Here is a 25,800-nt window from a genome sequence, read left to right as displayed (position 1 = left end):
GCCATCACTTTTCCATTGGCCAATGTTGGTCGTTAGGGAGAACTCCGTTCTTATGATCCGCCGTTCGTTGCCTGCCGTATTCGCCTTGATCTTCGCCACGCCGCTACTCGCGGCGCCTGCGGGACAGCAGACCCTGTTCAACTTTGTCCGTCCTGCCGACGTGGTGAAAATCGCCACCGAAAACGCCGACCTGCCGCAAGCCAACGCCGAGCAAACCCCCGAGGGCGAAGTGCTGCGCCGAGTGACCTTCAACCCGGTGGCCCGCCCGACCTTGCGTTTGACGCCGCAAACCGGTGCGTGGGACTGGTCGCAGTCGGGGATGATGACCCTGCGCCTGCAGAGTGCGATGAACTGGGCGGTTACCGTTTACGTGCAGATCCAGAGCAATGACGGCCGCACACTGGTCAGCCGCGTCGATCTGCCGGCCGGACCTGCGCAGACGTTGCTGGTGCCACTGGTGGCTACTGCGCCGTTGAGCCAAGGCATGAAGGCCGGCCCGCCGATGCCGATGACTGTCGATGGTCAGCGCATTTTGCTGGCCAGCAGCAGCGGTGAGATTGATCGCAGCCAAGTGGTGTCGGTGAGTTTGTCGATGGATCAGCCGAAAGTCGCGCAGAGTTTGCTGCTTGAGCGTTTCGGCGTGCAGGACGGCGAGTCGGTCAGCCAAGCGGTGTATGGCAATCTGGTCGACGCTTACGGGCAATCGACTCGCAGCAAGTGGCCAGAAAAAATCGCTAACGATGAACAGCTTAAATCCGCTGCCGCCAAGGAACAGCAACAGCTGAAAACCTGGCTGGCCGAGCGCGAAAAGTCATCGCTGGACAAGTTCGGTGGCTGGAGCAAAGGCCCGGCGTTCAAGGCCAGCGGTTTCTTCCGCACCGAAAAACGTGACGGCCGCTGGTACCTGGTCACGCCTGAGGGGCATCCGTTCTACTCCCTCGGCGTCAACACTGTCAGCCCGGACGTCAGCCAGACTTATGTGGCGGGTCGCGAATTCATGTTCGAATCCTTGCCGAAACCGGATGAGCCGCTGGCCAGTCACTTTGGTGAAGGCGACAACCGTGGCGGCAATGGCGCAGATCAAGGTCGAGGCTACGGCAACGGGCGTTGGTATGACTTCTACGGCGCCAACCTGCAGCGCGTGTACGGCGAGCCGTGCAAAGGGGACAGCGAGAGTAAATCCGGGGTCGCTGAAGCGGCGAAGACTGAAGCGGCAGAAAGCGCTGCCGCCAAGGCATCAGAACCTGTCGCTGTGCCGGCTGAGCCGAAGTCAGGCGTCGCCGAAGTGGCCAAGACTGAAACCGTGCAAGTGGCCAGCGAACCGGCTGCCGCACCGTGCAAAGCAACTATTGATGAGTCGCAGTGGGCCAACCACACGCTTGATCGCCTGCAAGCCTGGGGTTTCAACACGGTCGGCAACTGGAGCGCCGATTCGCTCAGTGAAGCCGAACGCGTGCCGTACACCTTGCCGCTGTCGATTGTCGGCGACTACACCAGCATCAGCACCGGCAGCGACTGGTGGGGCGGCATGCCGGATCCGTTCGATCCGCGTTTCGCCATGGCCACCGAGCGTGCCGTGGCCATCGCCGCCCGCGACCATCGCGATGATCCTTGGCTGATCGGTTATTACGCTGACAACGAATTGGCCTGGGCCGGGCCGGGCGACGATCCGAAATCGCGTTACGCCTTGGCTTACGGCACGTTGAAGATGACCACCGACGTGCCGGCCAAGCGCGCGTTCCTCAAGCAGTTGCGCGACAAGTACCGCAATCAGGCCGGGTTGTCGAAGGCATGGGGCATTGATCTGCCGGCGTGGGAGCTGATGGAAGACCCGGGTTTTGTGCCGCCATTGCCGAATCCCGAACACCCGGAAATCGAAGCGGACTTCAAATATTTCCAGAAGGTCTTTGCCGACACCTACTTCAAGACCATCTCCGATTCGCTGAAATGGCACGCGCCGAATCAGATGCTGTTGGGCGGGCGCTTTGCGATCAGCACCCCGGAAGCCGTGGCGTCCTGCGCGCAGTATTGCGATGTGCTGAGTTTCAATATGTACACGCTCACGCCGCAGGATGGTTATGACTTTGCCGCGCTGGGGGCTTTGGACAAACCGGTGTTGATTACCGAGTTCAACTTCGGCTCCGCTGATCGCGGCCCGTTCTGGGGCGGCGTGACGCAACTGAGCAAGGAAGAGGATCGTGGCCCGGCGTATGCCAATTTCCTCAAGCAGGCCTTGAGCGAGCCTTCGATTGTCGGCGTGCACTGGTTCCAGTATCTGGATCAACCGGTGACCGGGCGTTTGCTGGATGGCGAGAACGGTCATTTCGGTCTGGTCGGGGTGACAGATCTGCCGTATCAGGGTTTCGTCGAATCGGTGCGCAAGAGCAATTTGCAGGCGATTGATCAGCTTGGCAAAGAGGCTGAGAAAGCGGCCGCCGCAGCGGGGCATGAGGCTGAGGGCGGCCGCAAAGGCGAAGCCGGTAAAGGTCCGGGGGCAGGGCATGCCGGTGGTCATTCCGGCAATGGTCACTAACCTGTGATGCTCTAACAAGATCGCAGCTGCGGCAGCTCCTACATGGAAACGCAATCCATGTAGGAGCTGCCGCAGGCTGCGATCTTTTGACTTGGCTTTTAACCGTCTGGCCCGCAGCTGTTCCCAAATCCCTCAAGGGCTGGAACAATGCGGGCCACTTTGTAGAGCGTTTTCGCGGGGGAGTTGCGGGTGCAGATTCAGGGACATTACGAGCTTCAATTCGAAGCGGTGCGCGAAGCCTTCGCCGCACTGTTCGACGATCCCCAGGAACGCGGCGCAGCCCTGTGCATCAAGGTCGGCGGAGAGACTGTCCTCGACCTCTGGTCCGGTACTGCCGACAAGGACGGCGCCGAGGCCTGGCACAGCGACACCATTGCCAATCTGTTCTCCTGCACCAAAACGTTTACTGCGGTCACCGCGCTGCAACTGGTCGGCGAAGGCAAGCTGCAACTGGATGTTCCGGTTGCGCGCTACTGGCCGGAATTCGCCGCCGCCGGCAAAGAATCCGTGACCCTGCGCCAATTGCTCTGCCACCAGGCCGGTCTGCCAGCTCTGCGTGAATTGCTGGCGCCGGAAGCGCTGTATGACTGGCAAACCATGGTCGACGCGCTTGCGGCCGAAGCGCCATGGTGGACGCCAGGTACTGGCCACGGTTACGCCGCAATCACTTACGGCTGGCTGATCGGCGAGCTGCTGCGCCGCGCCGACGGTCGTGGGCCGGGTGAATCCATCGTCGCTCGTGTCGCTAAACCTCTGGGTCTGGATTTTCATGTCGGTCTGGCTGACGAAGAGTTCCACCGCGTGGCGCACATTGCCCGCGGCAAGGGCAACGCTGGCGATGCCGCCGCGCAACGCCTGCTGCAGGTGACCATGCGCGAGCCCGCCGCGATGACCACCCGCGCTTTTACCAACCCACCTTCAGTGCTCACCAGCACCAACAAACCGGAATGGCGGCGCATGCAGCAACCGGCGGCCAATGGCCACGGCAATGCGCGCAGTCTGGCCGGTTTCTACGCGGGCCTGCTCGACGGCAGTCTGCTCGAAAGCGACATGCTTGAAGAGCTGACCCGCGAACACAGCCTCGGCGAAGACAAGACACTGTTGACCCAGACCCGTTTCGGTCTGGGCTGCATGCTCGATCAACCGGACGTGCCCAACGCTACCTACGGCCTCGGTCCTCGTGCATTCGGCCATCCGGGCGCGGGCGGTTCCATCGGTTTTGCTGATCCTGAGCATGATGTCGCCTTCGGTTTTGTGACAAATACCCTTGGGCCATACGTCTTGATGGATCCGCGTGCGCAGAAGCTCGCGCGGGTACTTGCCACTTGTCTGTAAAGTTTCATCCGAGGTCCCAGGGTCGGAACCTCAAGCGGTTTTTCGTTTCAAAACGGCTGTTTATCCGGGCGAAAGTGCTCTGATTTTTCATTACTTCATTTTGTGGATTTTCAATGTCATCGAAAAAGACCCTCGCCCTGGCCCTGTGTGTAGCGATCACCGGTTGCGCACAGACCCCTAAAAACGATGCGGACGGCAGCAGTTGGTGGCCGTTCGGTTCTTCCGACAAAGTGGCGGCCAAGGAGCCGGCTCCGGCGCCTTTGAAGCCGGCGGCGACTGCACCGGTGGCCAAAACTGAAAGCAGCAACCCTTGGTACTGGCCGTTCGGTTCCGATGACGAAGCCGCCAAGGCTGACATGAAGGCAGAAGTAGCGCCTGAAGCCAGGAAACCGGTTGCCGTGGCCAAGGCTGACGCCGATACCGGCAGCAAATGGTGGTGGCCGTTCGGCGGCAAGGATCAGCCGACCACTAAAGCGGTGCCGATGCCCGATCCGAAAGTCACTCAAGCCTGGCTGGATGACTACGAGCCGCGCCTGCGTGAAGCGGTCAAGGACAGCAACCTGCAACTCGAACGCCGTGAAAACGTGCTGGTCGTGACTGCCCCCGTCGAAGGCTCGTTCAACCCGGATCGTCCCGCCATGCTGCTGCCGGTCACCCTCGGTCCGTTCACCCGAGTGGCGAAAATCCTTGAGGCCGACCCGAAAACCGCCGTGCTGGTTCTTGGCCACAGCGATTCCAGTGGTGCCGCACCTGCCAACATCAAACTGAGCCAGGAACGTGCCCAGTCCATTGCGGCGATCTTCCGTCTCAGCGGCTTGCAGCGTGATCGCCTGATGCTGCGCGGCATGGGTTCCGAAGCGCCGCGCGCCGCCAACGACAGCGTTGAAGGTCGTGCCCTGAACCGTCGTGTCGAACTGCTGGTGACCCCACAGAACACCATGGTCGCGCTGCTGAGCAAGTACAACATGCCCGCGCCGAAGCCGGTGACCCTGGTCGCGGCGCAAGACGTCAAGCCAGCTGCCAAACCGGTAACCCCGGCTCCAGCCGCGAAAAAAGCCGCTGTGCCGGCAACCAAAAAGGCTCCAGCCAAGAAAGCCGCTGCCAAGGCCCCAGCGAAAAAAGCTCCAGCCAAGGCCCCGGCGAAGAAAACCACACCAGCCAAAGCCGCCGCGACCGACAAGAAAGTCGCCGCGACCGATACCACCAAGAAGTGATCCGCTAACGAAAAGGAATGCGCCATGACCCAGGCTCTGGCAGATATGCGTCGTGATTACACCCGGGATGGTCTGACCGAGGCGCAAGCCCCGGCCGAGCCGTTTGCGTTGTTCCACCAGTGGTTCGCCGACGCGGTGAAAACCGAACAGGCACCGGTGGAAGCCAACGCCATGACCCTGGCCACGGTCGACAAGGCTGGGCGACCGCATTGCCGCATTCTGCTGCTCAAGGGGCTGGACGAGCAGGGCTTCACCTTCTTCACCAACTACGACAGCGCCAAGGGCCAGCATCTGGCGGCCAACCCGTTCGCTGCCATGACCTTCTTCTGGCCGACCCTCGAGCGCCAAGTGCGCATCGAAGGGCGGGTGGTGAAGGTCAGTCCTGCGGAGTCCGATGCGTATTATCAGGTGCGTCCGCTGGGCAGCCGTCTCGGTGCCTGGGCATCACCGCAGAGCCGGGTGATTAACGGGCGCGGTGAACTGGAAGATCTGCTCAAGGCTACCGAGCAGCGCTTCTCCGATACTCAGCCCGACTGCCCGGAACACTGGGGCGGTTACCGCTTGCTGCCTGAGCGCATCGAATTCTGGCAGGGCCGTCCGAGCCGTCTGCACGATCGCCTCAACTACCGTGTGCAGGGCGCCGACTGGATTCTTGAACGACTGGCACCCTAAGCAGTCTACCGAGCGGGATAGCCTGCCGCAGCGGCCTCCAGCCACTTCGGCAGATCCCGGCGCTTGATCTTCTGCGCCTGAGCGTTCGCCAACTGTTCGAGCATGAAGGCACGTTTGCCCTCGTCCTTGCCGGCCAATGACAGCGCCAGGTCGCGATCCATCCAGCGTTTGATCCGCACGTACAACCACCAATGGAAGTACAAACCGGCGGCCGTGGTGACGACGATGATGAAGTAATCCATGAAAATCCTGGGGTCGGGTGGCGCAGAATCGGCAATTTGGCGCTACTGTAGGGCTATGTCAGGGAATGCGTGCGGCGTCTGTACCGCGCCTGAATGAAAGCGAATTTGTCCGGGCTGCGTCGTGACAGGCGTCAAGCCACGGAGTTTAATGAATATATGTTCCTTTGGAGTTGATGCTATGCGTAAGTCTGTTCTGCTGGTTGCTTCCTTTTCCACGATGGCGATGTTGCTCACCGGCTGCCAATCGAGCCTGACCGGTGACTCCTACTCCCGTGACGAAGCGCGTCGCGTGCAGACGATTCGCATGGGCACCATCGAATCCCTGCGCCCGGTCAAGATCGAAGGCACCAAAACCCCGATCGGCGGCCTCGCCGGTGCGGCAGTCGGCGGTGTTGGCGGCAGCGCTATCGGCGGCGGCAAGGGCAGCATCGTTGCTGCGGTCATCGGTGCGGTGGCCGGTGGCCTGATCGGCTCGGCGACTGAAGAAGGTCTGACCCGTACCCAAGGTGTGGAAATCACCGTGCGTGAAGACGACGGCAGCATGCGTGCCTACGTGCAGCAGGTTCAGGAGAATGAAGTGTTCCGCGTTGGCGAGCGCGTGCGCATCTCCACCGTTGGCGGGACCAGCCGCGTTTCGCACTAAGCGGAATTCAAGGTAAAGAAAACCCCGATCAGGTGACTGGTCGGGGTTTTTTGTTGGTCGCTTACCAATGGTCGCGGTAGACGAAAGCGACCTGAAAGTCGAAAGAGGATAAATCAATGGTTTGTCTAAAATGGGGTTGCAGGATATTGACCCATTGCGAGGGCACATCGAATCCTCCGTTGTTCACATTATTTTCGATTGGCATTCCAAGTGATTCGATAATTGAACCGTCGTCACCGAAGTCTTTCGATAACTCTTCTCCTTCGCCCAGTTCAGTTTTCTTGTCATACCATTCAAGCCTGGCTCTTAATCCCATAGACCCCTCATAGAAATTTCTTAATGCTGCGTTTCTTCTTTTTTGGCGGATCTAACTGCTTACCGGTTTTGTGGTCGAACGATCCCAAGTGAGTGCCATCACTTGCCCGGTACGTCTCAAGTTCTCCATGTAGAAAATCCCATTCATATATTGTTCTGCCTTTCGCATCCGTCCAGCGATCTCGGAGACCACCCGCGTATGGGGTTTTCTTTTTTGCTCTTCTCAAACCGGGAAATGCAGTGATATCGCGTGTTTCGGGAGCAGGATGGTAGGTATGTCCAGCTTCGGCGGTACCGTGGCGTCGAACATTTAGAACAATATAAACCGGCCGAACCCCGGAGTTAGGGGGAAACACCAGAATAAAATCCCGGTACTCCGGCGGATAAACCGGGTTAACCAGAATCCCTTCTGCCGCTTTCGTCGGCGGATAAACCCAGATGTTCGGTGCCTGCGGTGCAGCCTCCAGCGCGGGAATACCAAGGATGTCCGAGCCATCTACAGCAGGCGTCCAGATCAGTTCTACGCCTTCGCCCAAGTCAGCAATGAACTGGCTGCCACGCAACTTGAACTGCACGACATCAACCATTTCCCAATCGCGATTCTTGCCGGTGTAGAAGCCGTAGCCCTTCAGGCAGCCGTCGGCCTGCTGTTCGACCCTCAACCGAACACGCGTTCGCGCCTGTTCAAGTCCACGCAGTTGTTCGTCGGTATAGAGCGCGCTGTCACCAAGGCTCGATGGCATGAACAGCGCAACCAAACCAACTAAAGGCGCAACAGCCGCACTAGATAAAGCAGCGGGCAGTGCTTCAAACACCGATCCCGCCAACGCCAGACTGCCAAACCCAACTGGAATAGCTGTCGCACCGATTTTCTTTAGAGGAACTGCGCCGTTTTCATCGGCCTCACGCGCGCCTAGCAGGATCAGGTCGCCGTAATCCTTCAGGCTGTCAGTCGGCACCATCCCCGAAGGACTGGAGTAATCGATAATCGCATCCGGCAATTTGCAGGACTTGGCGAATACGCAGCCGGCACGAACGGCCTCTGTCTTTTTGACCGCCACCTCACGGCTGCGCTCGAAAGCCTCCTGCCGCGCCAGCATGCCGTCGTAAGCGTTTTGTCTGGCGTCGCGCTCGGCCAGTTCAGTGGCCGTCATATGGCGGTAGGTGACGTGATGCCCGTCGCCTTGCGGTGGGTTTTGAACCCGAGGAATCTCCTTGTTGCGAGCCACTGATCGTCCTTTCGCTCATCCATCGACAGCCCTTCGCAAAGGGCTGCGCAACGTTAACGAAGGAGGAAAATGGTGGCTGTAGGACGCGTCTCTAAAGACGTGGGGATTGTTCGACGGATTCTGATCTGTAGATAGGCTGTTGTTCGAGACTCAGAGGATTGAGCCCTCAGGAAAAATTCGTTCAGCGCACTACAGTAATTTGTCGAGCACGAACTCTTTGAACCACGGTGGCTGAGTATCTGATTTGATTTCAATCAACTCGCCATCAGTGATTTCCGCAATCTGCGTGAGGCCCTCGCTACCTTCATCCGAGTTATCGAAAATATAAGCTCTGTTGGAGGTCAGGATGGCATCAGATAGAAGCTCCAAAGATCTCCAATACCGCGCTTCTATTTTTTCAGGGGGAACGCTGTGCCCGCCTTGTGAGACTCGATAGGCGACCCTGGCAATGTTGATCTGAGGATCGGCGGTAGCGACGTAGTAAACATACACTCTGTAACCGGAGGCGTGAGCTTCAGCGAGCAGTTTGACCTTGTCAGAGGACGACATGACGGTTTCAAACGTAAAGCTGATGCGCTCTTTGATCAAAGATCTTCGTATGAAGTCGGAAAGGGCTGATGCGACGTAGGAGTCGATTTCAGTATTTGCGAAGCTGAGCCGTTCACCGTCAATTGTCAGAGAATCCAGCTTTGCCAATGAGTGAGGGGCTTTCTTGAGCAAAGCGTGCTCACGGAAAAACTCAAAAATGTCTTCTTGTGGTCTTCGATACGATAAGAGGTGAAGTCAAAAAAACCGGTATCTTTGATTGAGCGCTATATGTCATCAGGATTTATGTAGTTGCCCAGCAAATGCGCGGGAACCAGTCGATTGAAAGTGCTTTTTCCTGACCCGTTGGGCCCAGCGAATATCCGTATTCTCGGTGTGCTCAAGAAGTGACCTGTTTCGAGGATTTGTTGATGTGCAGGCGAGTGCCGCTTTTCAGGTTTCCATAGGTACCGATTGTGCGCAAAGCGACAGAACTCTTCTCTGTCACTTCAAACAGCTGACCATCTTTAGCAACGAGCACCGCGGCGGGCGCCATTGGCGAGCGCCATCTTGTACGCGTTGCTGAATGCCTTCAGAGCGATATCCGGAATTCGCGATTCCTGTACGGAAATCTGATCGTCCGTCATTGGGCGTTTTTCTGCTTTACGTGACATGGATGACTCCAGAAACGATGTTGCGTAGGTGTGGCTGTCAATGAAAGATATAGCACACTTGCAAGGTTCAGAGCCAAGCCCCTCTATATAGAAGGGCTATGATTTCTTAAGGAAGCGTTTCAGACGTTTTGCAGAGTATTCCGGCGACTCGCCGCCGCCGTCACCGCATAACCAATCAACGCCGCCAGAATCGACCCGGTCAAAATGCCCATCCGGTCCATGCCTGCGTAGTCACTCACACCCGGCTCAAACGCCAGCGAGCCGACAAACAGGCTCATGGTGAAGCCAATGCCGCAGAGGATCGCCACGCCCAGCACCTGACCCCAGTTGGCGCCTTGCGGCAGGGCGGCGATGCCGGTTTTGACCGCGAGCCAGGTCAGACCGAACACACCGACGGTCTTGCCCAGCAGCAGGCCGACCGCAATACCCATCGGCACGTGATGGGTGAAGCTTTCCATGGTGACGCCGCTCAGCGACAGGCCAGCGTTGGCGAAGGCGAATAGCGGCAGGATGCCGTAGGCCACCCACGGATGCAGCGCATGTTCCAGGGTCAGCAGTGGCGACGGCTCGGCGTTTTTCGTGCGCAGTGGAATGCAGAAGGCCAGGGTCACGCCGGCCAGCGTCGCGTGGACACCGCTCTTGAGGACGCAGACCCAAAGGATCAACCCGATGATCATGTACGGCCCGAGTTTGACCACCCCGAGCCGGTTCATCGCCACCAGCGACGCAATGCACGCCGCCGCCAGACCCAGCGACAGGGTCGAGAGTTCGCCGGAGTAGAAGATCGCGATGATCACGATGGCACCGAGGTCATCGATGATCGCCAGGGTCATCAGGAACAGTTTCAGCGATACCGGCACACGCTTGCCGAGCAAGGCCAATACGCCGAGGGCGAAGGCGATGTCGGTCGCGGTCGGAATCGCCCAGCCATCAAGGGCTGCCGGGTTGTCACGGTTGAGGAACCAGTAGATCAGCGCCGGTACCAGCATGCCGCCGATCGCTGCCGCGCCGGGCAGGACGATTTGCGAGGGCTTTGACAGTTGGCCGTCGAGGACTTCGCGCTTCACTTCCAGGCCGATAAGCAGGAAGAACATCGCCATCAGACCGTCGTTGATCCACAGCAGCAGGGGTTTAGCGATTTTCAACGCACCGATCTGCGCCACCACGGGGGTGTCGAGCAGGCCGGTGTACAGCCACGACAGCGGCGAGTTGTTGATAATCAGGGCCAGGACGGCTGCGGCGATCAATAACAGACCGCTGGCAGCTTCCAACTGAAAGAAACGCGTGAAAGTGCTACGCAGAGGCAAGGTCGCTCTCCATCGAATCGTCAAAAAGGTGGGACACCCTAACCCGTACTGTTAGTTGTTAAAACAAAAGTTATATTCTTTTTTGTTATATGTCGTTACAAGGTGTCTGGCCCAAGCCACGCTGAGCCTAGCAGTTGCCTGACATATTGAGACTCAGCTGTATCTGTGCGCGCTATCGGAATTTTCCTAAGCTGATGAGTGAGCCTTTCGAACAGGTTCATCTCCTGCCGATTCAACGAGAACCATCACCATGAGCGACAACCGACAGTGGGCCCGCGAAGCCATCCGCATCATCGAAGCGGATTTTCAGCGCAGCGCCGACACCCACCTGATCCCTTTGCCGCTACCAGGTTTTGCGGGCATCGAGTTGTACTTCAAGGATGAGTCCAGCCATCCGACCGGCAGTCTTAAACATCGCTTGGCCCGTTCGCTGTTTCTCTACGCGCTGTGTAACGGCTGGCTGAAACCTGGTGCGCCGGTGATCGAGGCGTCCAGTGGTTCGACGGCGATTTCCGAGGCGTATTTCGCGCGGATGCTCGGTTTGCCATTCATTGCCGTAATGCCAGCGACCACCTCCAAAGAGAAGATCGCGCAGATCGAGTTCTATGGCGGCAAAAGCCATCTGGTAAAAGATCCGACGCAGATCTACGCCGAATCCGAGCGTCTGGCCCGTGAGCACGATGGCCATTTCATTGATCAGTTCACCTACGCCGAGCGCGCCACTGACTGGCGTGCGAACAACAACATCGCCGAATCGATTTTCCAGCAGATGCGCTACGAAAAGCACCCGGAACCAAGCTGGCTGATTTCCAGTCCGGGCACCGGCGGCACCACCGCTACCCTCGGTCGTTACGTGCGCTATCGCCAGCATTGCACTCGCGTGTTGTGCGCCGATGCCGAGCGTTCGGTGTTCTTCGATTACTACCAGACTGGCGATGCCAGTTTGCGGCTGGATTGTGGGTCGCGCATTGAAGGCATTGGTCGGCCTCGCGTTGAGGCGTCGTTTCTGCCCAAGGTGATCGATGCGATGGTCAAGGTGCCGGACGCCTTGTCGCTGGCGGCCATGCATTATCTGGCGCAGCGTCTGGGCCGGCATGTCGGCGGATCGAGCGGGACCAATCTGATCGGCGCCTTGATGGCGGCGCAGCAGATGCAAGCGGCGGGGGAGTCGGGGTCGATCGTGGCGATTCTGTGCGATGGCGGCGAGCGGTATGCCGACACGTATTACGATCAGGATTGGCTGCAGGCGCAGGGGTATGAGCTGGCTGGGTTGATCGAAGCGGTGGCGGCGAGTGCCGAGCGCGGTGAGGCGCTGCCGACTTCAGTCCTGCGTGCCAATATCTGACACACCGAAATCAACTGTAGGAGTGAGCCTGCTCGCGATGGCGGAATAACATTCAACATTGATGTTGAATGGACTACCGCTATCGCGAGCAGGCTCACTCCTACAGGGTTTTGTGTCAGTCAGTCAGTCAGGCCGAGAATATCGCGCGCCACGGCTTCAGCAATGCGAATCCCGTCCACACCCGCCGACAGAATCCCGCCCGCATAACCCGCGCCTTCACCGGCCGGGAACAAGCCTTTGACGTTCATGCTCTGCAGCGTCTCGTTACGGGTAATGCGCAGCGGCGAGGAAGTGCGGGTCTCGATCCCGGTCAACACCGCATCGTGCAACGAGTAACCGCGAATCTGCTTCTCGAACGCCGGCAACGCTTCGCGGATTGCCTCGATGGCAAAATCCGGCAAGGCCAAGGCCAGATCACCCAGCGCCACACCCGGTTTGTACGACGGTTCGACTTCGCCCAGTTCGGTCGAAGGAATGTCGTTGATGAAGTCGCCAACCAGTTGCGCCGGCGCCTTGTAATCGCTGCCGCCGAGGATAAAGGCGTGGGATTCCAGACGTTCCTGCAACTCGATCCCGGCCAGCGGCCCGCCCGGATAATCGACTTCCGGGGTGATGCCAACGACGATGCCGGAGTTGGCATTGCGCTCGTTACGCGAGTACTGGCTCATGCCGTTGGTGACCACGCGATTTGGCTCGGAAGTCGCCGCGACCACGGTGCCGCCCGGGCACATGCAGAAGCTGTAGACCGAACGGCCGTTTTTGGCGTGGTGCACCAGTTTGTAGTCGGCGGCGCCCAGTTTCGGGTGGCCGGCATATTTGCCCAGACGCGCGCGGTCGATCAGCGATTGCGGGTGTTCGATGCGGAAACCCACCGAGAACGGTTTGGCTTCCATGAACACGCCACGGCTGTGGAGCATGCGGAAAGTGTCGCGGGCGCTGTGGCCGAGGGCCAGAACCACGTGTTTCGAATGCAGGGTTTCGCCGCTGGCCAATTCGACGCCGACCAATTGGCCGTCTTCGATCAGCACGTCGGTGACGCGTTCCTGGAAGCGCACTTCACCGCCCAATTCGCGGATCTGTTCGCGCATGTTTTCAACCATGCCGGTCAGACGGAACGTACCGATGTGCGGCTTGCTGACGTAGAGGATTTCTTCCGGCGCGCCGGCCTTGACGAACTCGTGCAGGACTTTGCGGCCAAGGAATTTCGGATCCTTGATCTGGCTGTACAGCTTGCCGTCGGAGAACGTGCCCGCGCCGCCTTCGCCGAACTGCACGTTGGACTCGGGGTTGAGTACGCTTTTACGCCACAGGCCCCAGGTGTCCTTGGTGCGCTGACGGACTTCCGTGCCACGCTCGAGGACGATCGGCTTGAAGCCCATTTGCGCCAGCAGCAGGCCGGCGAAGATTCCGCACGGGCCGAAACCGACGACGATCGGGCGCTGGCTCAGGTCGCTCGGCGCCTGACCGACGAATTTGTAGCTGACATCCGGCGCCACGTTGACGTTACGGTCGTCGGCGAACTTGCCCAACACTTTGGCCTCGTCGCGCACTTGGAGGTCGATGGTGTAGATGAAGCACAGTTCGGAGGACTTTTTGCGCGCATCGTAGCTGCGCTTGAACAAGGTGAAATCGAGCAAGTCATCGCTGGCGATGCCCAGGCGCTGCACGATGGCAGGGCGCAGGTCTTCTTCGGGATGGTCGATTGGCAGCTTGAGTTCAGTGATTCGTAACATGGCGAGGATCCGGGTTCGCGGGGCGCACAACTGCGCCAAGGCGTTTGAAGGCCGCGATTATAAGCCGCAAAGGCCGGATCCGGTGAGGCTAAAACGCTCAGTCGTTGCGCGATCCGCCGAAATACCCGCAACCGCGCTGCACCTGGCCGTCGATGCGCAACTCGGCGCTCATGTGCTGCACGCTGCCGGTGCTGCTGTCGACGCAGCGTTGCGGCGCGACCCACAATTCGATGCGCTGGTTGTTGGCCTCGCTGCTGAGGTTGAAGCGGCCGTCGCCCAGTTGTTCTTCAACATAAGGTACGGCGAGTGGTGGCTGGCCTTCGCGGTCAATGACCATGCCTTTGCCGCTGACCTTGACGTTCCATTCCGGGCCATGGCCGGCAGCGCGCAGGATCAGCAGTTTGAAATTGGGGTCGTCGCAGGCTGTGCCGGAGCGTTCGACGCGGTACAACTGAGTCAGATCGAGTCGATCGCCCGAGACTTTGCCGCGAACATCGGCAAACAGTTTGCCTTGCTCGTCGGCCAGAGTGGCGGCTTCTTGCAGGACGCTGGTGCCGCCGATGTCATTGACCACCAATTGGCGCTGATCCTGGCACGGCTGAAACACCAGTTTGCCGTCAGCGGCGGTCAATTGCCCTTGCATCCGCGTCTGCCCGACGTGCGAGGCACTTTCTCGCTGGCCATCGAACAACTGGCAGGCGGCAAACAACGGCAGCAGGGCAACAACGGCTAACGATCGGGCAACACGCATCTTCGGCTCTCCAGACAAGTGCCGCCACGTTACGCAGCCTGTCAGGCAAATGCAAAAGATCGCCGCCCCGACATTCTCCTGCAGGGGCTGCCGCAGGCTGCGATCTTTTGATCTTAACCGACGTGAAACGTCTGACCTGTCTGCAAGCCTTCGACACTTTTCGCGTAAGCCAACGCCACATCTGCCGCAGCAACTGGCTTGTAGCCACGGAAGTACGGCGCATATTTACCCATCGCTTCCAGCAATACGGTCGGGCTGACCGAGTTCACCCGCAGGCCGCGTGGCAGTTCGATGGCGGCGGCGCGGACAAAACTGTCGAGTGCGCCGTTGACCAGCGCTGCCGATGCGCCACTGCGAATCGGATCGTGGCTGAGCACGCCAGTGGTGAAGGTGAACGAGGCGCCGTCGTTGGCGAATTCACGGCCGATCAGTAGCAGATTGACCTGGCCCATCAGTTTGTCCTTGAGACCGAGGGCAAAGCTGTCTTCAGTCATTTCATCCAGCGAGGCAAAGGTCACGTTGCCCGCGGCGCAGACCAGTGCATCGAACTTGCCGGTTTTTTCGAACAGCTTGCGAATCGAGGTGCTGTCGCTGATATCCACCTGCAAGTCACCGCTATTGCGGCCAATACGAATGACTTCGTGGCGTTGCGCCAGTTCTTTGTCCACGGCCGAACCGATGGTGCCGCCAGCGCCTATCAACAGAATTTTCATCGTGCTGTGCCTCAAGTGATTGAACGAGGTTTCAGTCTAGAGTGGTTTTTTCTGCCGATAAGCGCACTAATAGGCAACCTTTGGTTTTCAAATGGAAACAATCCATGAGCGAAATGGATGATCTGGCGGCGTTTGCCGTGCTGATCGAGGCTGGCAGTTTCACCCTGGCGGCGCAGCAACTGGGCTGTAGCAAGGGCCAGTTGTCCAAGCGCATCAGCCAGCTCGAAGCGCAGTTTTCTGTGGTGTTGTTGCAACGGACCACCCGGCGTTTGAGCCTGACCGCCGCGGGCGCGGCGTTGTTGCCGCAGGCCCAGGCGCTGGTAGTCCAGGTCGAAAAGGCGCGTCAGGCATTGGCGCGTTTGAAGGACGATATGGCCGGTCCCGTGCGTATGACGGTTCCGGTGTCGTTGGGGGAAACCTTCTTTGACGGCTTGCTGCTGGAGTTCTCGCAGAAATACCCCGAGGTGCAGATCGAGCTGGAACTGAACAACAGTTATCGCGACCTGTCGCGGGATGGTTTTGATCTGGCGATTCGTTCCGAGGTCGCCAATGATCAGCGGCTGGTGGCCAAGCCGCTGCTGGCCTGGCAGGAAATGACCTGCGCCAGCCCGGCTTATCTTGAGCGTTTCGGTGAGCCGACGATGCCGCAGGCATTGGCCGAACACCGTTGCTTGCTCAACAGCCACTACAGCGGGCGCGAAGAGTGGCTATATCACCTGCAGCACGAACTGTTGCGGGTGCGGGTGTCCGGGCCGTTCGCCAGCAACCATTACAGCCTGCTCAAAAAAGCTGCGCTGTCCGGCGCCGGCATCGCTCGATTGCCTTCGTACCTGCTGCAAGCGGAATTGGCGGACGGGCGATTGAAATGGCTGCTGCGCGATTTTCAGACCCGACGCATGCCGATGTACCTGGTGCATCCGTATCAGGGAGGGCTGCCCAAACGTACGCAGGTGCTGGCGGACTATCTGATCGGCTGGTTCAAGCGCAGCGGAGAGGCGCTGGATCGTCTCCAGCGCTGACCATCCCCTGCTATCCCGTTCCCTGCCAACCCATTCCCTGGAGCTGTCGAAGCCTGCTGGAGGAATATCAGCGGTTGTGGTGTCTGGCAATCAGATGATCGATCGACAGCTTCCCAGGCCCGCTCGCCATCAGGTACAGCAATACCGCCGCCCAGGTGCCGTGAGTCGGATACGCATCCGGGTACACAAACAGTTGAATCGTCAGGGTCATACCCAGCAATGCCAACGCAGAAAACCGTGTGGCGAAACCGATCAGGATCAACACCGGAAAAAAGTGCTCGGCGAATGCGGCCATGTGCGCAGCAATCTCTGGCGACAACAGCGGCACAGGGTATTCGCTCTTGAACAGCGGAATCGTCGAGTCCGCCAGTCGTGGCCAGCCTAATTCAAAGGTGCCGTCGATCAGGTCGATGGCCAACCCTTCGACCTTGGTCTGCCCGGACTTCCAGAACACCGCTGCAATCGAGAAGCGCGCGATGAAGGCGATCAGGCTGTGGGGGATTTTTTCCAGCAGCGCGATGGCGCGGGTGATGAGGTTGCTCATGGCAGTTCCTTGTAGCTCAAGTGGGTGATGACGTTGTGCGCGATCAACAAGCCGAGGGTTTGTGCAAGATCGAAGGGAGGGCTGTGTGCAACTGCCGCCAGTAATGGCTGGCCATCGATGAGATGGCGGATAAACGCGCTGGCGCCGGGTTCGATGACAAACACTTCGACGTCGAGATGGTTGCGCAGTACCAGCGCGTGCTGTGCTTGCTGCAAGTCGAGGCCCGCGAGCGTTGCTTGCCGTTGATGTGCTGCCCAGATCGCCACCGTCGGCCAGGGCGAGTCGAGCAGATGCAGCGACGGATGCAGCTTGACGGTCAGTGCGCTCAGGGAGTGCGGATTGGCGAATGCGGCAGTGATTTCTTCCGGCCGCACCGCAAGCGCATCGGCCGCGTGATAAGCACAGGTGCGCAAACGCTCAAGGCGCGCGACATCGGCCAGATAGGGCACACTGGACGCCGGTTCGAACGCGGCAGTGAAGTCAGCGAAATTTTCGCCGTAACGGCTCATCAGCGGACTTTGCGGCGGTTGGGCCTGAACGAAAACGGCCGCCATCGCCCGAAAGAACTCCTCGCCGACCAATTGCCTGACCACTGGATAACTGTCGGCCAATGCGTTGATCAGCGAGCTTTGCACGTTGTTGCGATACACCGCGAAACGCCTGGCCGGATCGGCGCCGCTGGCACTGCACAAGCCCTCTGGACAGGTTAGTCGCGTGTCGATGAGCGCGGCAGCGAAAGCGCTGTGCGTGCTCATGCGCGCCCCCTCGCTTGCAGCAAAAAATCATCGGCCTGCTGTGCTTCGGCCAGCAACACATTGAACGCTGGCACTTGATTGTCACGTTCGATCAGCGTGGCTACCGGGCCAATGCGTTCGAGCACTTGCCGGTATAAATCCCACACCGCGTCATCGATCGCTGCGCCGTGATCGTCAATCAGCAAGCGCTCACCCGGGTTGTCGGAATCTTCGGCAAACCCGGCCAGATGAATCTCGCCCACCCGGTGCAACGGCAGTGCGTCGAGATAGGCCAGCGGAGCGCGCTGATGATTGATGCACGAAACGTAGACATTGTTCACGTCGAGCAACAGGCCACAGCCACTTCGGCGAATGACCTCGGCGATGAATTCCGGCTCATCGATGGTCGAGCGCTGAAACGCCAGATAAGTCGCCGGATTCTCCAATAGCATGGGCCGTTGCAGGCAGTCCTGCACTTGATCGATATGCGCGCAGACGCGGTTCAGTGTCGGCATGTCGTAGGCCAGTGGCAGCAGATCATTGAGAAACACCGGGCCATGGCTGGACCAGGCCAGATGTTCGGAAAAGGACTGGGGTTGATAGCGCCGGTTCAGCTCGGCAAGACGCTTGAGATGGTCTTTATCCAGCGGCCCTTCAGCGCCGATGGACAACCCGACACCGTGCAGCGACAGCGGATACTGCTGGCGAATCAAACCCAGAAAATGATGAAACGGGCCGCCGTCGACCATGTAGTTTTCGGCGTGGACCTCGAAGAAACCGAGGTCCGGTTGCAAACCGAGCACTTCACGAAAATGCCCGGTCTTGAGCCCCAGCCCGGCACGCGGCGGGAGTTCTGTGAGGGCTGCCTGGGTGCCGGGTAGAGGAGTTTGTTGTGTTGTGAACATGATCGTCACTCAGGCAGATCGCGGATCAGGACTTGGCTTTGAACGCTTCCATCTGACCGAAGCCGGTCGGCGAGGTCTTGCTTTCGGTGGTAGCACAGGTGCCTTTCGGGACGAGTTTCCAGGCGTTGGCCTGGTAGTCCATTTTCGCCGTGCCGGCACAGGTAGTGCCTGCGCCTGCGGCGCAATCGTTATGACCTTTCATGGCCACGCCGAAGCATTTTTCCATGTCGTCGGCAGCGTGGGCGGTGGAGACGGCGGCCATGCTCAGGGCAGAACCGAGGGCCAGAACCAGGGCGGTGGCGGACAGGGTACGAGTGGTAGCAGTCATGATGTTTCTCCAGTCTTGTCAGGGTTTTTACAAGCGATTTGCGCTTGCTTACCCCTCTAGAGAAACCAGTCGACGATGCGTTACAGCCCACAGCAATTTTTTTCCAGATAATGCAAAACCCCTGTAGGAGCTGCCGCAGGCTGCGATCCTTTGATCTGGCTTTTTACCTGGTGAATCAAAATCAAAAGATCGCCGCCTGCGGCAGCTCCTGCAGTGATTTATCCGAGTTGCCGGCAGTGTTCTATAGTCACTTCAACGGCCACTCCAACAGGCCGATTTACCAGGACGGTATCTCATGACCAAGGATCGCTCAGTCTTCGCTGTGCTGTCGCGCAAGGCTTCATCGTTTGCTCTGGCCTGCACGCTGCCTTTGCTGTTCTCCACGGTTCACGCCCAGTCGCAAGCCGATCCGCAGGACACACTCAAGCGTATCAATCACAACTACAACACCCTCAAGGACTCATGCCAGGAGCCCGATACCGGTGCCGCGCGCGGTCTCTACTATTGCAGCGGTGTGACGCTACGCATGGTCAATGACGGGCCTTTCAATCCGTGGGACTACAGTCCTTACGCGATCAGGATTGGCGCGACCTCCTACTCATGGATCCGCAAGGATCTGAGCACGCGCATTCTCATTCATCCGGCCGGCTTCATCCTGCGTACACCCACCGATGCGGCGGCGCTGAATCTACCGGTCAAGGAGCAGGGCTTTACCTGCATCTATGCCTTTGATGGCGGTACCGGACCGGAGCGCAAATGGTATGGCTGCGGTTTCTTCGACAGCCGTGAACCGCCGCGCGCGGCTCAGGGCACGATGAACAATCGCAATGCTGCACTGGCCTACGGCACTTGCGCCGAGGCGGGGGTCAGCACGGCCGAGCAATGGACGCAGAAATACACCGGGTTGATGAAGGGGCCGATTCAGTACGGCCAATGCTCATGGAACGCGGAAAAACCCAGCGACTGGAACGCAATGATTCGGGTGCACGAGTCGCGGCCAAACACGACCAACAAGGATCCGTTTGCCTTCAGCGCCCAGGTCAACGAGTTCATGTTGAAAAATGCCACGGCAACCAACGATGGCAGCGAAAACATGAAGTACATCGACGCCTTCATCTACAACGTCAACAGCACGCAGAACTTCGCCACCCGCGGTGATCAGGCGCCACCCAAGCCCGAGAACGGCCTGAACAGTGCGCGCAACTTTCAGAAAAAACTTCAGGCGCAAGGCTACAGCGTGCCGATCCTGCGGCTGGATTTCACCAAGCCTGCCGAACAGCGTTTCAGTTATGTCGCCGCCGATCAGGCGATTGATCTGACGGTGACGGGGGATACCCGGCCGCCACCGGATGCACCGACCTCGAGATACATCGCCAACGCCATCTGGATCGAGCGCTACGACCCGGGCAGCAAGAAAAACGAATGGTCGCTCAGCGTGACGCCGACCGTCCAGGGCAAAGCGATTCAGGCCAGCAATCAGGATGCTGTCTATCAGGAACTGCTGGCGCTGCGGGGGGCTGACAGCCAATGGCGCGACAACGAAAAGTCGGCGGGCAGCATGCGCCAGCAACTGGCCTGTCTGGTGCAGAACTATCCGGCCAAGACCGAATGGAATCTGGAACCCTTCCGTCCTGCTGTCAGCCCGCAGCAAGCGGCGAAGGCCGGGTGCAATCCGGTGGCGGCTGCGTCACCGCAATACATCGCCTCGGCCGACTGGGTCAATCGTTTCGACCCCGGCACCCGCAAGGAGGAATGGAGCCTGAGCATCGTGCCCACGGCGACGGGACGTGCCTTGCCCAACGAGCAACTCGAGGCGATCTATGCGCAACTGTTCGCCCTCAAGGGCGCGGACAGCCATTGGCGCGATAACGAAACGTCGGCCGGCAGCATGCGTCAGCAATTGGGCTGTGTCCTGGCCAATTATCGCAACAAGACACCGTGGAATCTCGAGCCGTTCCGGCCGGCGTTATCGGACGCCGAGACCCGGGCGGCCGGCTGCAACCCCGTTCCCCGTTGAGTGTGTATTGGCTAATCAAGGAGATGCAAGCCATGAAAAAACGTCTGATCAGGACCGCTCCATTGCTGATGTTGCCGCTGCTGTTGCACGCGACATGGGCCCGTGCCGAATCTTGCGACGAGACGCTGAAGAAGGTCGAAAGCCTGTACAACAAAACCGTCGACAGTTGCGGTCAGGACCCCGCGTCGGACTGTTCGGGACTGTTGGTTCGTGGCACCCACCGCGCCGATCCGGCCAAGGGGCAGAAATGGGATGTGTGGAATCCCAGCCCGAAAGCCGTGGAGCTGGGCACGTTCGCCGCTTCGTATATGCGTGCCGACGGCATCAGCTATGAAGACCCCGGCATGAGTACGCAAAACGGCTATCTGATTACACCAAGAGATCTGATCCGCGATCCGGAAACACCCGTGCACGTCTATTGCGCCTTTCCCAATGATGCCTGGACCGACTATCGAAACGACCGCGGCTGTGGCGACAACAAAAACACTGCGCCGGCCGAAGCGGTTTGCCAGGCCATGAAACCACCGATCACCAGCCCGAATGCCTGGGTCGCACACTTCACCCAGTACAACAACAATCGGCAGCAGGATCAGTTGCAGTGTGGTTTCAACATGCGCAATCCGATGAGCAGCAGGGAGCGTGTCGATGCCTTTCGCAATTTCTTGGGCGCGCGCAAAGTCATCAACAGCCGCGAGTTTCAAACGCAGACGGAGCTGCGTCTGGGCAATCCGAAAACCGATGAGCTGCCGATTCTGGCGTTTTTCTACAGCGATCAACGCGGCCTGAATGACGCACTGGCCAATCAAAAGGACTACAAAGCCAAGACTGGCAAGGACCGCAATATCATCAAGATCGACTTCCCGCGAACCCCGGTCGCCAAGGCTTCGTTCTCGTGCATCCAGACCTCGACGCCGGCAGAACCGAAATTCTGCGACAAGTACATCGAATCCAGCACCTGGACACAGCGTCCTGATCCGAAACTGGGGCCGAACACCTGGTCACTCTCGGTGGTACCGACCGCTTGCGGTCGCGCGATCAAGGATGACCAGACTGATCGCATGTTTGCCGAGCTGTACAACAAGCACAAAGACGATCAGCAGTGGCGGCAGTACAGCGTCAATGGTGGCTCGTTGCGTCGGCAGATGGTTTGCCACCTCGCGGCAACGTACGAGGGCAAGCCTGTGCGCAACAAGCCTGAATGGAATCTGGAACCGGCACGTCCGTATGTCGATCAGGCCACGGCGGTAGCACAGCACTGCAATCCGTACTGACACCGATGCTCTGTAGGAGCTGCCGCAGGCTGCGATCTTTTGATCTTGTTTTTAACAACCAAAGTCAAAAGATCGCAGCCTTCGGCAGCTCCTACGGGGGGATGTGTGAGGTAAAAAAAAACGGCCCGAAGGCCGTTTTTTTGTTCAGTGAAATGCATCAACCGCCGAGGTACGCCTCGCGCACTTTCGGGTCGGTCAGCAGTGCTTCACCGGTGCCTTGCATGACCACACGACCGTTCTCCAGAACGTAGGCGCGGTCAGCGATTTTCAGCGCCTGGTTGGCGTTCTGCTCGACCAGGAACACCGTCACACCGTCCTTGCGCAGCATTTCGATGATGTCGAAAATCTGCTGGATGATGATCGGTGCCAGGCCCAGCGACGGCTCGTCGAGCAGTAGCAGTTTCGGCTTGCTCATCAACGCACGGCCGATGGCGAGCATTTGCTGTTCGCCGCCGGACATGGTGCCGCCACGCTGGTTGAAGCGTTCTTTCAGGCGTGGGAACAGGCCGAGAACCTTGTCCATTTGCTCCTGATAGTCGCCCTTGTCGGTGAAAAAGCCGCCCATGGACAGATTTTCTTCAACGGTCAGACGGGCAAACACCCGACGACCTTCCGGCACCACCGCGATGCTCTTGCGCATGATCTGTGACGAGTCCTGGCCGACCAGTTCCTCACCCATGTAGCGGATGCTGCCGCTGTGCGCCTGCGGCGAACCGCAAAGCGTCATCAGCAGCGTCGACTTGCCGGCACCGTTGGCGCCGATCAGGGTCACGATCTCGCCCTGGCGGACTTCGACGTTGACGCTGTGCAGGGCCTGGATCTTGCCGTAGAAGGTGGAAACGTTTTCGAACTGCAGCATTTACGCTTCCCCCAGGTAGGCTTTGATCACTTCAGGATTATCGCGGATCTGTTCCGGCGTGCCGTCGGCCAGAGGCGTGCCTTGGTTGATCACGACGATGTGGTCGGAAATGCTCATGACCAGTTTCATGTCGTGCTCAATCAACAGCACGGTGACGTTGTGCTCTTCACGCAGCACGCCGATCAGCGCCTTGAGGTCTTCGGTTTCCTTCGGGTTCAGGCCGGCGGCCGGTTCGTCGAGCATGAGGATCCGTGGACGGGTCATCATGCAGCGAGCGATTTCCAGACGCCGTTGCTGACCGTAAGCCAAGGTGCCGGCGGTACGGTTGGCGAACTCTTTGAGGTTGACCTTTTCCAGCCAGTACTCGGCAAACTCCATGGCCTCGCGCTCGCTTTTGCGGAACGCCGGAGTCTTGAACAGACCGGACAGGAAGTTGGTGTTGAGGTGACGGTGCTGGGCGATCAACAGGTTCTCGACCGCCGTCATGTCCTTGAACAAACGCACGTTCTGGAAGGTGCGCACCACGCCTTTGAGCGCGATCTTGTGCCCCGGCAGGCCTTGAATCGGCTCGCCGTCCAACAGGATGCTACCGCCGGTTGGCTGGTAGAAACCGGTCAGGCAGTTGAACACGGTGGTCTTGCCGGCGCCGTTCGGCCCGATCAGTGCAACCACTTGTTTCTCTTTGACGGTCAGGGCCACGCCGTTGACCGCCAGCAAGCCGCCGAAGCGCATGCTCAGGTTCTCAACTTTCAAGATCTCGCGGCTCATTTTCGCAACTCCATGTGTGGGCGTTGCATCGGCAGCAGACCTTGTGGACGCCAGATCATCATCAATACCATCAGGGCACCGAACATCAGCATGCGGTACTCGCTGAACTCACGCATCATTTCCGGCAACAGGATCATCACCACGGCCGCGAGAATCACGCCCAGCTGCGAGCCCATGCCACCCAATACGACGATGGCGAGGATGATCGCCGACTCGATGAAGGTGAACGATTCCGGCGTCACCAGCCCCTGACGCGCAGCGAAGAAGCTACCGGCGAAACCGGCAAACGCAGCACCGAGGGTGAACGCGGACAGCTTGATGATCGTTGGATTCAGACCCAGTGCGCGGCAAGCGATTTCGTCCTCACGCAGCGCTTCCCACGCACGGCCGATCGGCATGCGCAGCAGGCGGTTGATGACGAACAGCGCCGCCAGCGCCAGCAACAGGGCAACCAGGTAAAGGAAGATCACCTTGTTGATCGAGTTGTATTGCAGGCCGAAATACTCGTGGAAGGTTTGCATGCCTTCCGCGGCCTTGCGTTCGAAGGTCAGGCCGAAGAACGTCGGTTTCTCGATGTTGCTGATGCCGTTCGGACCACCGGTGATGTCGGTCAGGTTACGCAGGAACAGACGGATGATCTCGCCGAAGCCGAGGGTCACGATCGCCAGATAGTCACCGCGCAGACGCAACACCGGGAAGCCCAGCAGGAAGCCGAACGTCGCCGCCATCAGGCCGGCAATCGGCAGGCAGATCCAGAAGCTCAGGACGTAGTAGTGCGACAGCAGCGCGTAGCTGTAGGCGCCGACGGCGTAGAAGCCGACGTAACCAAGGTCGAGCAGACCGGCCAGACCGACGACGATGTTCAGGCCCAGGCCGAGCATCACGTAGATCAGGATCAGCGTCGCGATGTCCACCGCGCCACGGGAACCGAAGAACGGCCACACCAGCGCCACCAGGATCAGCGCAATGATGAAATAGCGCTGGGTGGTTGGCAGTGTGAGGAAGTTGCTCGCTTTGGCCGGGATCAGCGGCAGACCCGGCGATGAACGCCAGGCCTTGCTGATCTGCTGGTTGAACAGCACCCGCAGGAACATCAGCACCGAGCAGATGGCGATGGTCGCCAGCACGGTCGGACTGGTGTTGTGCACTTCCAGGTTGATGCCGACGATGGTCAGTTTCAGACCGAGTACCGGGTAGGCCACGGCCCACACCAGCAAAGCGCTGAACAGCGCCTGTTTAAGATTCCTAGTCATACTTTCTCAACCTCCGGACGGCCCAGAATGCCGGTCGGACGGAACAACAGCACCAGAACCAACAAGCCGAAAGCCACGACGTCCTTGTACTGGTCGCCGAAGATATCGGCGCCAAACGCTTCCGCCACCCCAAGCACCAACCCGCCGAGCATGGCGCCAGGGATGCTGCCGATACCGCCGAGTACCGCTGCGGTGAAGGCTTTGAGGCCGACGAGGAAACCGGCGTTCGGGTTGATCACCCCGTATTGCATGCTCAGCAGTACAGCCGCAACGGCTGCCAGCGCGGCACCAATGACGAAGGTCAGGGCGATGATGTTGTTGGTGTTGATGCCGAGCAGGTTGGCCATCTTGATGTCTTCGGCGCAGGCGCGGCAGGCGCGACCCAGGCGAGAGCGGGAGATGAACAGTGTCAGGCCGAGCATGGCGATCAGCGTCACCACGAACACCACGATTTGCATGTAGGAAATCAGCACTTCTTGTGCGCCACCTGGGCCGAAGGCAAGGTTGCCCGGAATCAGGTTGGGGATAGCTTTGTCCTTGGAGTCTTGCGCCAGCAGAACCGTGTTCTGCAGGAAGATCGACATACCGATCGCGGAAATCAGCGGGATCAGACGGTTGCTGCCGCGCAGGGGGCGGTAGGCAATGCGTTCGATGCTGTAACCGTAGGAACTGGTGACGACGATGCTGGCGATGAACGCCGCAGTCATCAACAGCGGGACACTGTCGAGTCCCATCATGGTCAACCCGGCGATGGCGATGAACGCCACGTAGGAGCCGATCATGTACACCTCGCCGTGGGCGAAGTTGATCATTCCAATGATGCCGTAAACCCTCGTGTAGCCGATGGCGATCAAGGCATACATGCTGCCAC

At 59.1% G+C, this 25,800-nt stretch carries 26 protein-coding genes; 9 read left to right on the top strand and 17 right to left on the bottom strand.

Annotated elements, in window-relative coordinates; genetic code table 11:
• The first annotated feature begins 52 nt into the window (after positions 1-52).
• From ACIPIZ_RS12395 to pdxH, 4 genes are all read left to right on the top strand, one after another.
• Complete coding sequence (locus ACIPIZ_RS12395; RefSeq protein ID WP_401165504.1) at positions 53-2,533, top strand: beta-galactosidase; 2,481 nt, start codon at positions 53-55, stop codon at positions 2,531-2,533.
• 189 nt (positions 2,534-2,722) lie between these two features.
• Positions 2,723-3,868, top strand: a complete 1,146-nt coding sequence (locus ACIPIZ_RS12390) for a serine hydrolase domain-containing protein (protein WP_064393078.1) — start codon at positions 2,723-2,725, stop codon at positions 3,866-3,868.
• A 113-nt stretch (positions 3,869-3,981) separates the two neighbouring features.
• Positions 3,982-5,082 (top strand): OmpA family protein, encoded by a 1,101-nt coding sequence (locus ACIPIZ_RS12385; protein WP_122662107.1) that lies wholly within the window; start codon positions 3,982-3,984, stop codon positions 5,080-5,082.
• Between the two features lie 24 nt (positions 5,083-5,106).
• Complete coding sequence (gene pdxH, locus ACIPIZ_RS12380) at positions 5,107-5,754, top strand: pyridoxamine 5'-phosphate oxidase (protein ID WP_105707465.1); 648 nt, start codon at positions 5,107-5,109, stop codon at positions 5,752-5,754.
• 5 nt (positions 5,755-5,759) lie between these two features.
• Here the strand turns inward: pdxH and ACIPIZ_RS12375 are convergent, their stop codons facing one another.
• Positions 5,760-5,996 (bottom strand): hypothetical protein, encoded by a 237-nt coding sequence (locus tag ACIPIZ_RS12375; RefSeq protein ID WP_095119201.1) that lies wholly within the window; start codon positions 5,994-5,996, stop codon positions 5,760-5,762.
• Positions 5,997-6,174: 178 nt separating this feature from the next.
• Here ACIPIZ_RS12375 and ACIPIZ_RS12370 point away from each other — a divergent pair, with 178 nt between their 5' ends.
• The gene (locus tag ACIPIZ_RS12370; protein ID WP_007918566.1) at positions 6,175-6,639 is read left to right on the top strand and encodes a glycine zipper 2TM domain-containing protein; all 465 of its coding nucleotides are present in this window, start codon (positions 6,175-6,177) and stop codon (positions 6,637-6,639) included.
• Positions 6,640-6,700: 61 nt separating this feature from the next.
• Here the strand turns inward: ACIPIZ_RS12370 and ACIPIZ_RS12365 are convergent, their stop codons facing one another.
• The 5 genes from ACIPIZ_RS12365 to nhaA all read right to left on the bottom strand — a co-directional run bounded on the left by ACIPIZ_RS12365 (position 6,701) and on the right by nhaA (position 10,689).
• On the bottom strand, positions 6,701-6,955 hold the full coding sequence (locus tag ACIPIZ_RS12365; RefSeq protein WP_064393075.1) for a colicin E3-like toxin immunity protein: 255 nt from the start codon (positions 6,953-6,955) through the stop codon (positions 6,701-6,703).
• A 7-nt stretch (positions 6,956-6,962) separates the two neighbouring features.
• Positions 6,963-8,183, bottom strand: a complete 1,221-nt coding sequence (locus ACIPIZ_RS12360; RefSeq protein WP_122853604.1) for an S-type pyocin domain-containing protein — start codon at positions 8,181-8,183, stop codon at positions 6,963-6,965.
• 189 nt (positions 8,184-8,372) lie between these two features.
• Complete coding sequence (locus ACIPIZ_RS12355) at positions 8,373-8,903, bottom strand: zeta toxin family protein (protein WP_256585442.1); 531 nt, start codon at positions 8,901-8,903, stop codon at positions 8,373-8,375.
• A gap of 332 nt (positions 8,904-9,235) precedes the next feature.
• Positions 9,236-9,382 carry a hypothetical protein gene (locus ACIPIZ_RS12350; protein ID WP_224790786.1) on the bottom strand — a complete coding sequence of 49 codons (147 nt, stop codon included), beginning with the start codon at positions 9,380-9,382 and terminating at the stop codon, positions 9,236-9,238.
• Positions 9,383-9,501: 119 nt separating this feature from the next.
• A complete protein-coding gene (nhaA, locus tag ACIPIZ_RS12345; protein ID WP_064393072.1) occupies positions 9,502-10,689 on the bottom strand; it encodes a Na+/H+ antiporter NhaA in 1,188 nt (395 codons plus the stop codon).
• A gap of 250 nt (positions 10,690-10,939) precedes the next feature.
• Here nhaA and ACIPIZ_RS12340 point away from each other — a divergent pair, with 250 nt between their 5' ends.
• Complete coding sequence (locus ACIPIZ_RS12340; protein ID WP_105707476.1) at positions 10,940-12,034, top strand: PLP-dependent cysteine synthase family protein; 1,095 nt, start codon at positions 10,940-10,942, stop codon at positions 12,032-12,034.
• A 119-nt stretch (positions 12,035-12,153) separates the two neighbouring features.
• On the opposite strand, the gene ACIPIZ_RS12335 is transcribed toward ACIPIZ_RS12340, so the two are convergent.
• The 3 genes from ACIPIZ_RS12335 to ACIPIZ_RS12325 form a co-directional block, all read right to left on the bottom strand.
• Entirely contained in the window at positions 12,154-13,767 is a 1,614-nt protein-coding gene (locus ACIPIZ_RS12335) for an NAD(P)/FAD-dependent oxidoreductase (RefSeq protein WP_064393070.1), read from the bottom strand.
• A 97-nt stretch (positions 13,768-13,864) separates the two neighbouring features.
• Positions 13,865-14,518 (bottom strand): COG3650 family protein, encoded by a 654-nt coding sequence (locus tag ACIPIZ_RS12330; protein WP_064393069.1) that lies wholly within the window; start codon positions 14,516-14,518, stop codon positions 13,865-13,867.
• A 113-nt stretch (positions 14,519-14,631) separates the two neighbouring features.
• Positions 14,632-15,231 carry a short chain dehydrogenase gene (locus tag ACIPIZ_RS12325; protein WP_064393068.1) on the bottom strand — a complete coding sequence of 200 codons (600 nt, stop codon included), beginning with the start codon at positions 15,229-15,231 and terminating at the stop codon, positions 14,632-14,634.
• Positions 15,232-15,335: 104 nt separating this feature from the next.
• Between ACIPIZ_RS12325 and ACIPIZ_RS12320 the strand changes: the two genes are divergently transcribed.
• Positions 15,336-16,250, top strand: a complete 915-nt coding sequence (locus ACIPIZ_RS12320; protein WP_064393067.1) for a LysR family transcriptional regulator — start codon at positions 15,336-15,338, stop codon at positions 16,248-16,250.
• 67 nt (positions 16,251-16,317) lie between these two features.
• Here the strand turns inward: ACIPIZ_RS12320 and ACIPIZ_RS12315 are convergent, their stop codons facing one another.
• The 4 genes from ACIPIZ_RS12315 to ACIPIZ_RS12300 are packed head-to-tail and all read right to left on the bottom strand — an operon-like array spanning position 16,318 to position 18,761.
• Entirely contained in the window at positions 16,318-16,794 is a 477-nt protein-coding gene (locus ACIPIZ_RS12315; protein ID WP_401165498.1) for a DoxX family protein, read from the bottom strand.
• A complete protein-coding gene (locus ACIPIZ_RS12310; protein WP_122853607.1) occupies positions 16,791-17,549 on the bottom strand; it encodes a DNA-binding domain-containing protein in 759 nt (252 codons plus the stop codon). The genes ACIPIZ_RS12315 and ACIPIZ_RS12310 overlap by 4 nt, the downstream gene beginning before the upstream one ends.
• Complete coding sequence (locus ACIPIZ_RS12305; protein WP_064393064.1) at positions 17,546-18,433, bottom strand: DUF692 domain-containing protein; 888 nt, start codon at positions 18,431-18,433, stop codon at positions 17,546-17,548. The genes ACIPIZ_RS12310 and ACIPIZ_RS12305 overlap by 4 nt, the downstream gene beginning before the upstream one ends.
• Positions 18,434-18,458: 25 nt before the next feature.
• The gene (locus ACIPIZ_RS12300) at positions 18,459-18,761 is read right to left on the bottom strand and encodes a DUF2282 domain-containing protein (protein WP_008086321.1); all 303 of its coding nucleotides are present in this window, start codon (positions 18,759-18,761) and stop codon (positions 18,459-18,461) included.
• 295 nt (positions 18,762-19,056) lie between these two features.
• On the opposite strand from ACIPIZ_RS12300, the gene ACIPIZ_RS12295 reads away from it, so the two are divergent.
• Together ACIPIZ_RS12295 and ACIPIZ_RS12290 are read left to right on the top strand one after the other, a co-directional pair.
• A complete protein-coding gene (locus ACIPIZ_RS12295) occupies positions 19,057-20,778 on the top strand; it encodes a DUF2599 domain-containing protein (RefSeq protein WP_401165495.1) in 1,722 nt (573 codons plus the stop codon).
• 32 nt (positions 20,779-20,810) lie between these two features.
• Positions 20,811-22,049: a DUF2599 domain-containing protein gene (locus ACIPIZ_RS12290; protein ID WP_105707483.1), complete on the top strand. Its 1,239-nt coding sequence runs from the start codon at positions 20,811-20,813 to the stop codon at positions 22,047-22,049.
• Between the two features lie 157 nt (positions 22,050-22,206).
• Here the strand turns inward: ACIPIZ_RS12290 and ACIPIZ_RS12285 are convergent, their stop codons facing one another.
• The 4 genes from ACIPIZ_RS12285 to livH form a co-directional block, all read right to left on the bottom strand.
• Entirely contained in the window at positions 22,207-22,908 is a 702-nt protein-coding gene (locus ACIPIZ_RS12285) for an ABC transporter ATP-binding protein (protein ID WP_008082262.1), read from the bottom strand.
• Positions 22,909-23,676, bottom strand: coding sequence for a high-affinity branched-chain amino acid ABC transporter ATP-binding protein LivG (livG, locus tag ACIPIZ_RS12280; RefSeq protein ID WP_016771357.1), 768 nt, complete (start codon positions 23,674-23,676; stop codon positions 22,909-22,911).
• Positions 23,673-24,929: a high-affinity branched-chain amino acid ABC transporter permease LivM gene (locus ACIPIZ_RS12275; protein WP_401165493.1), complete on the bottom strand. Its 1,257-nt coding sequence runs from the start codon at positions 24,927-24,929 to the stop codon at positions 23,673-23,675. The genes livG and ACIPIZ_RS12275 overlap by 4 nt, the downstream gene beginning before the upstream one ends.
• The coding region (livH, locus tag ACIPIZ_RS12270) for a high-affinity branched-chain amino acid ABC transporter permease LivH (protein ID WP_401165491.1) at positions 24,926-25,800 on the bottom strand (875 nt) is incomplete at its 5' end. The genes livH and ACIPIZ_RS12275, both read right to left, overlap by 4 nt.

The sequence above is a fragment of the Pseudomonas sp. NPDC087690 genome, from assembly GCF_044743175.1.
In the GTDB taxonomy this organism is placed as follows: Bacteria; Pseudomonadota; Gammaproteobacteria; order Pseudomonadales; family Pseudomonadaceae; genus Aquipseudomonas.
Note: the sequence above shows the minus strand (reverse complement) of the source record. Positions and strands in the feature narration are given on the sequence as shown.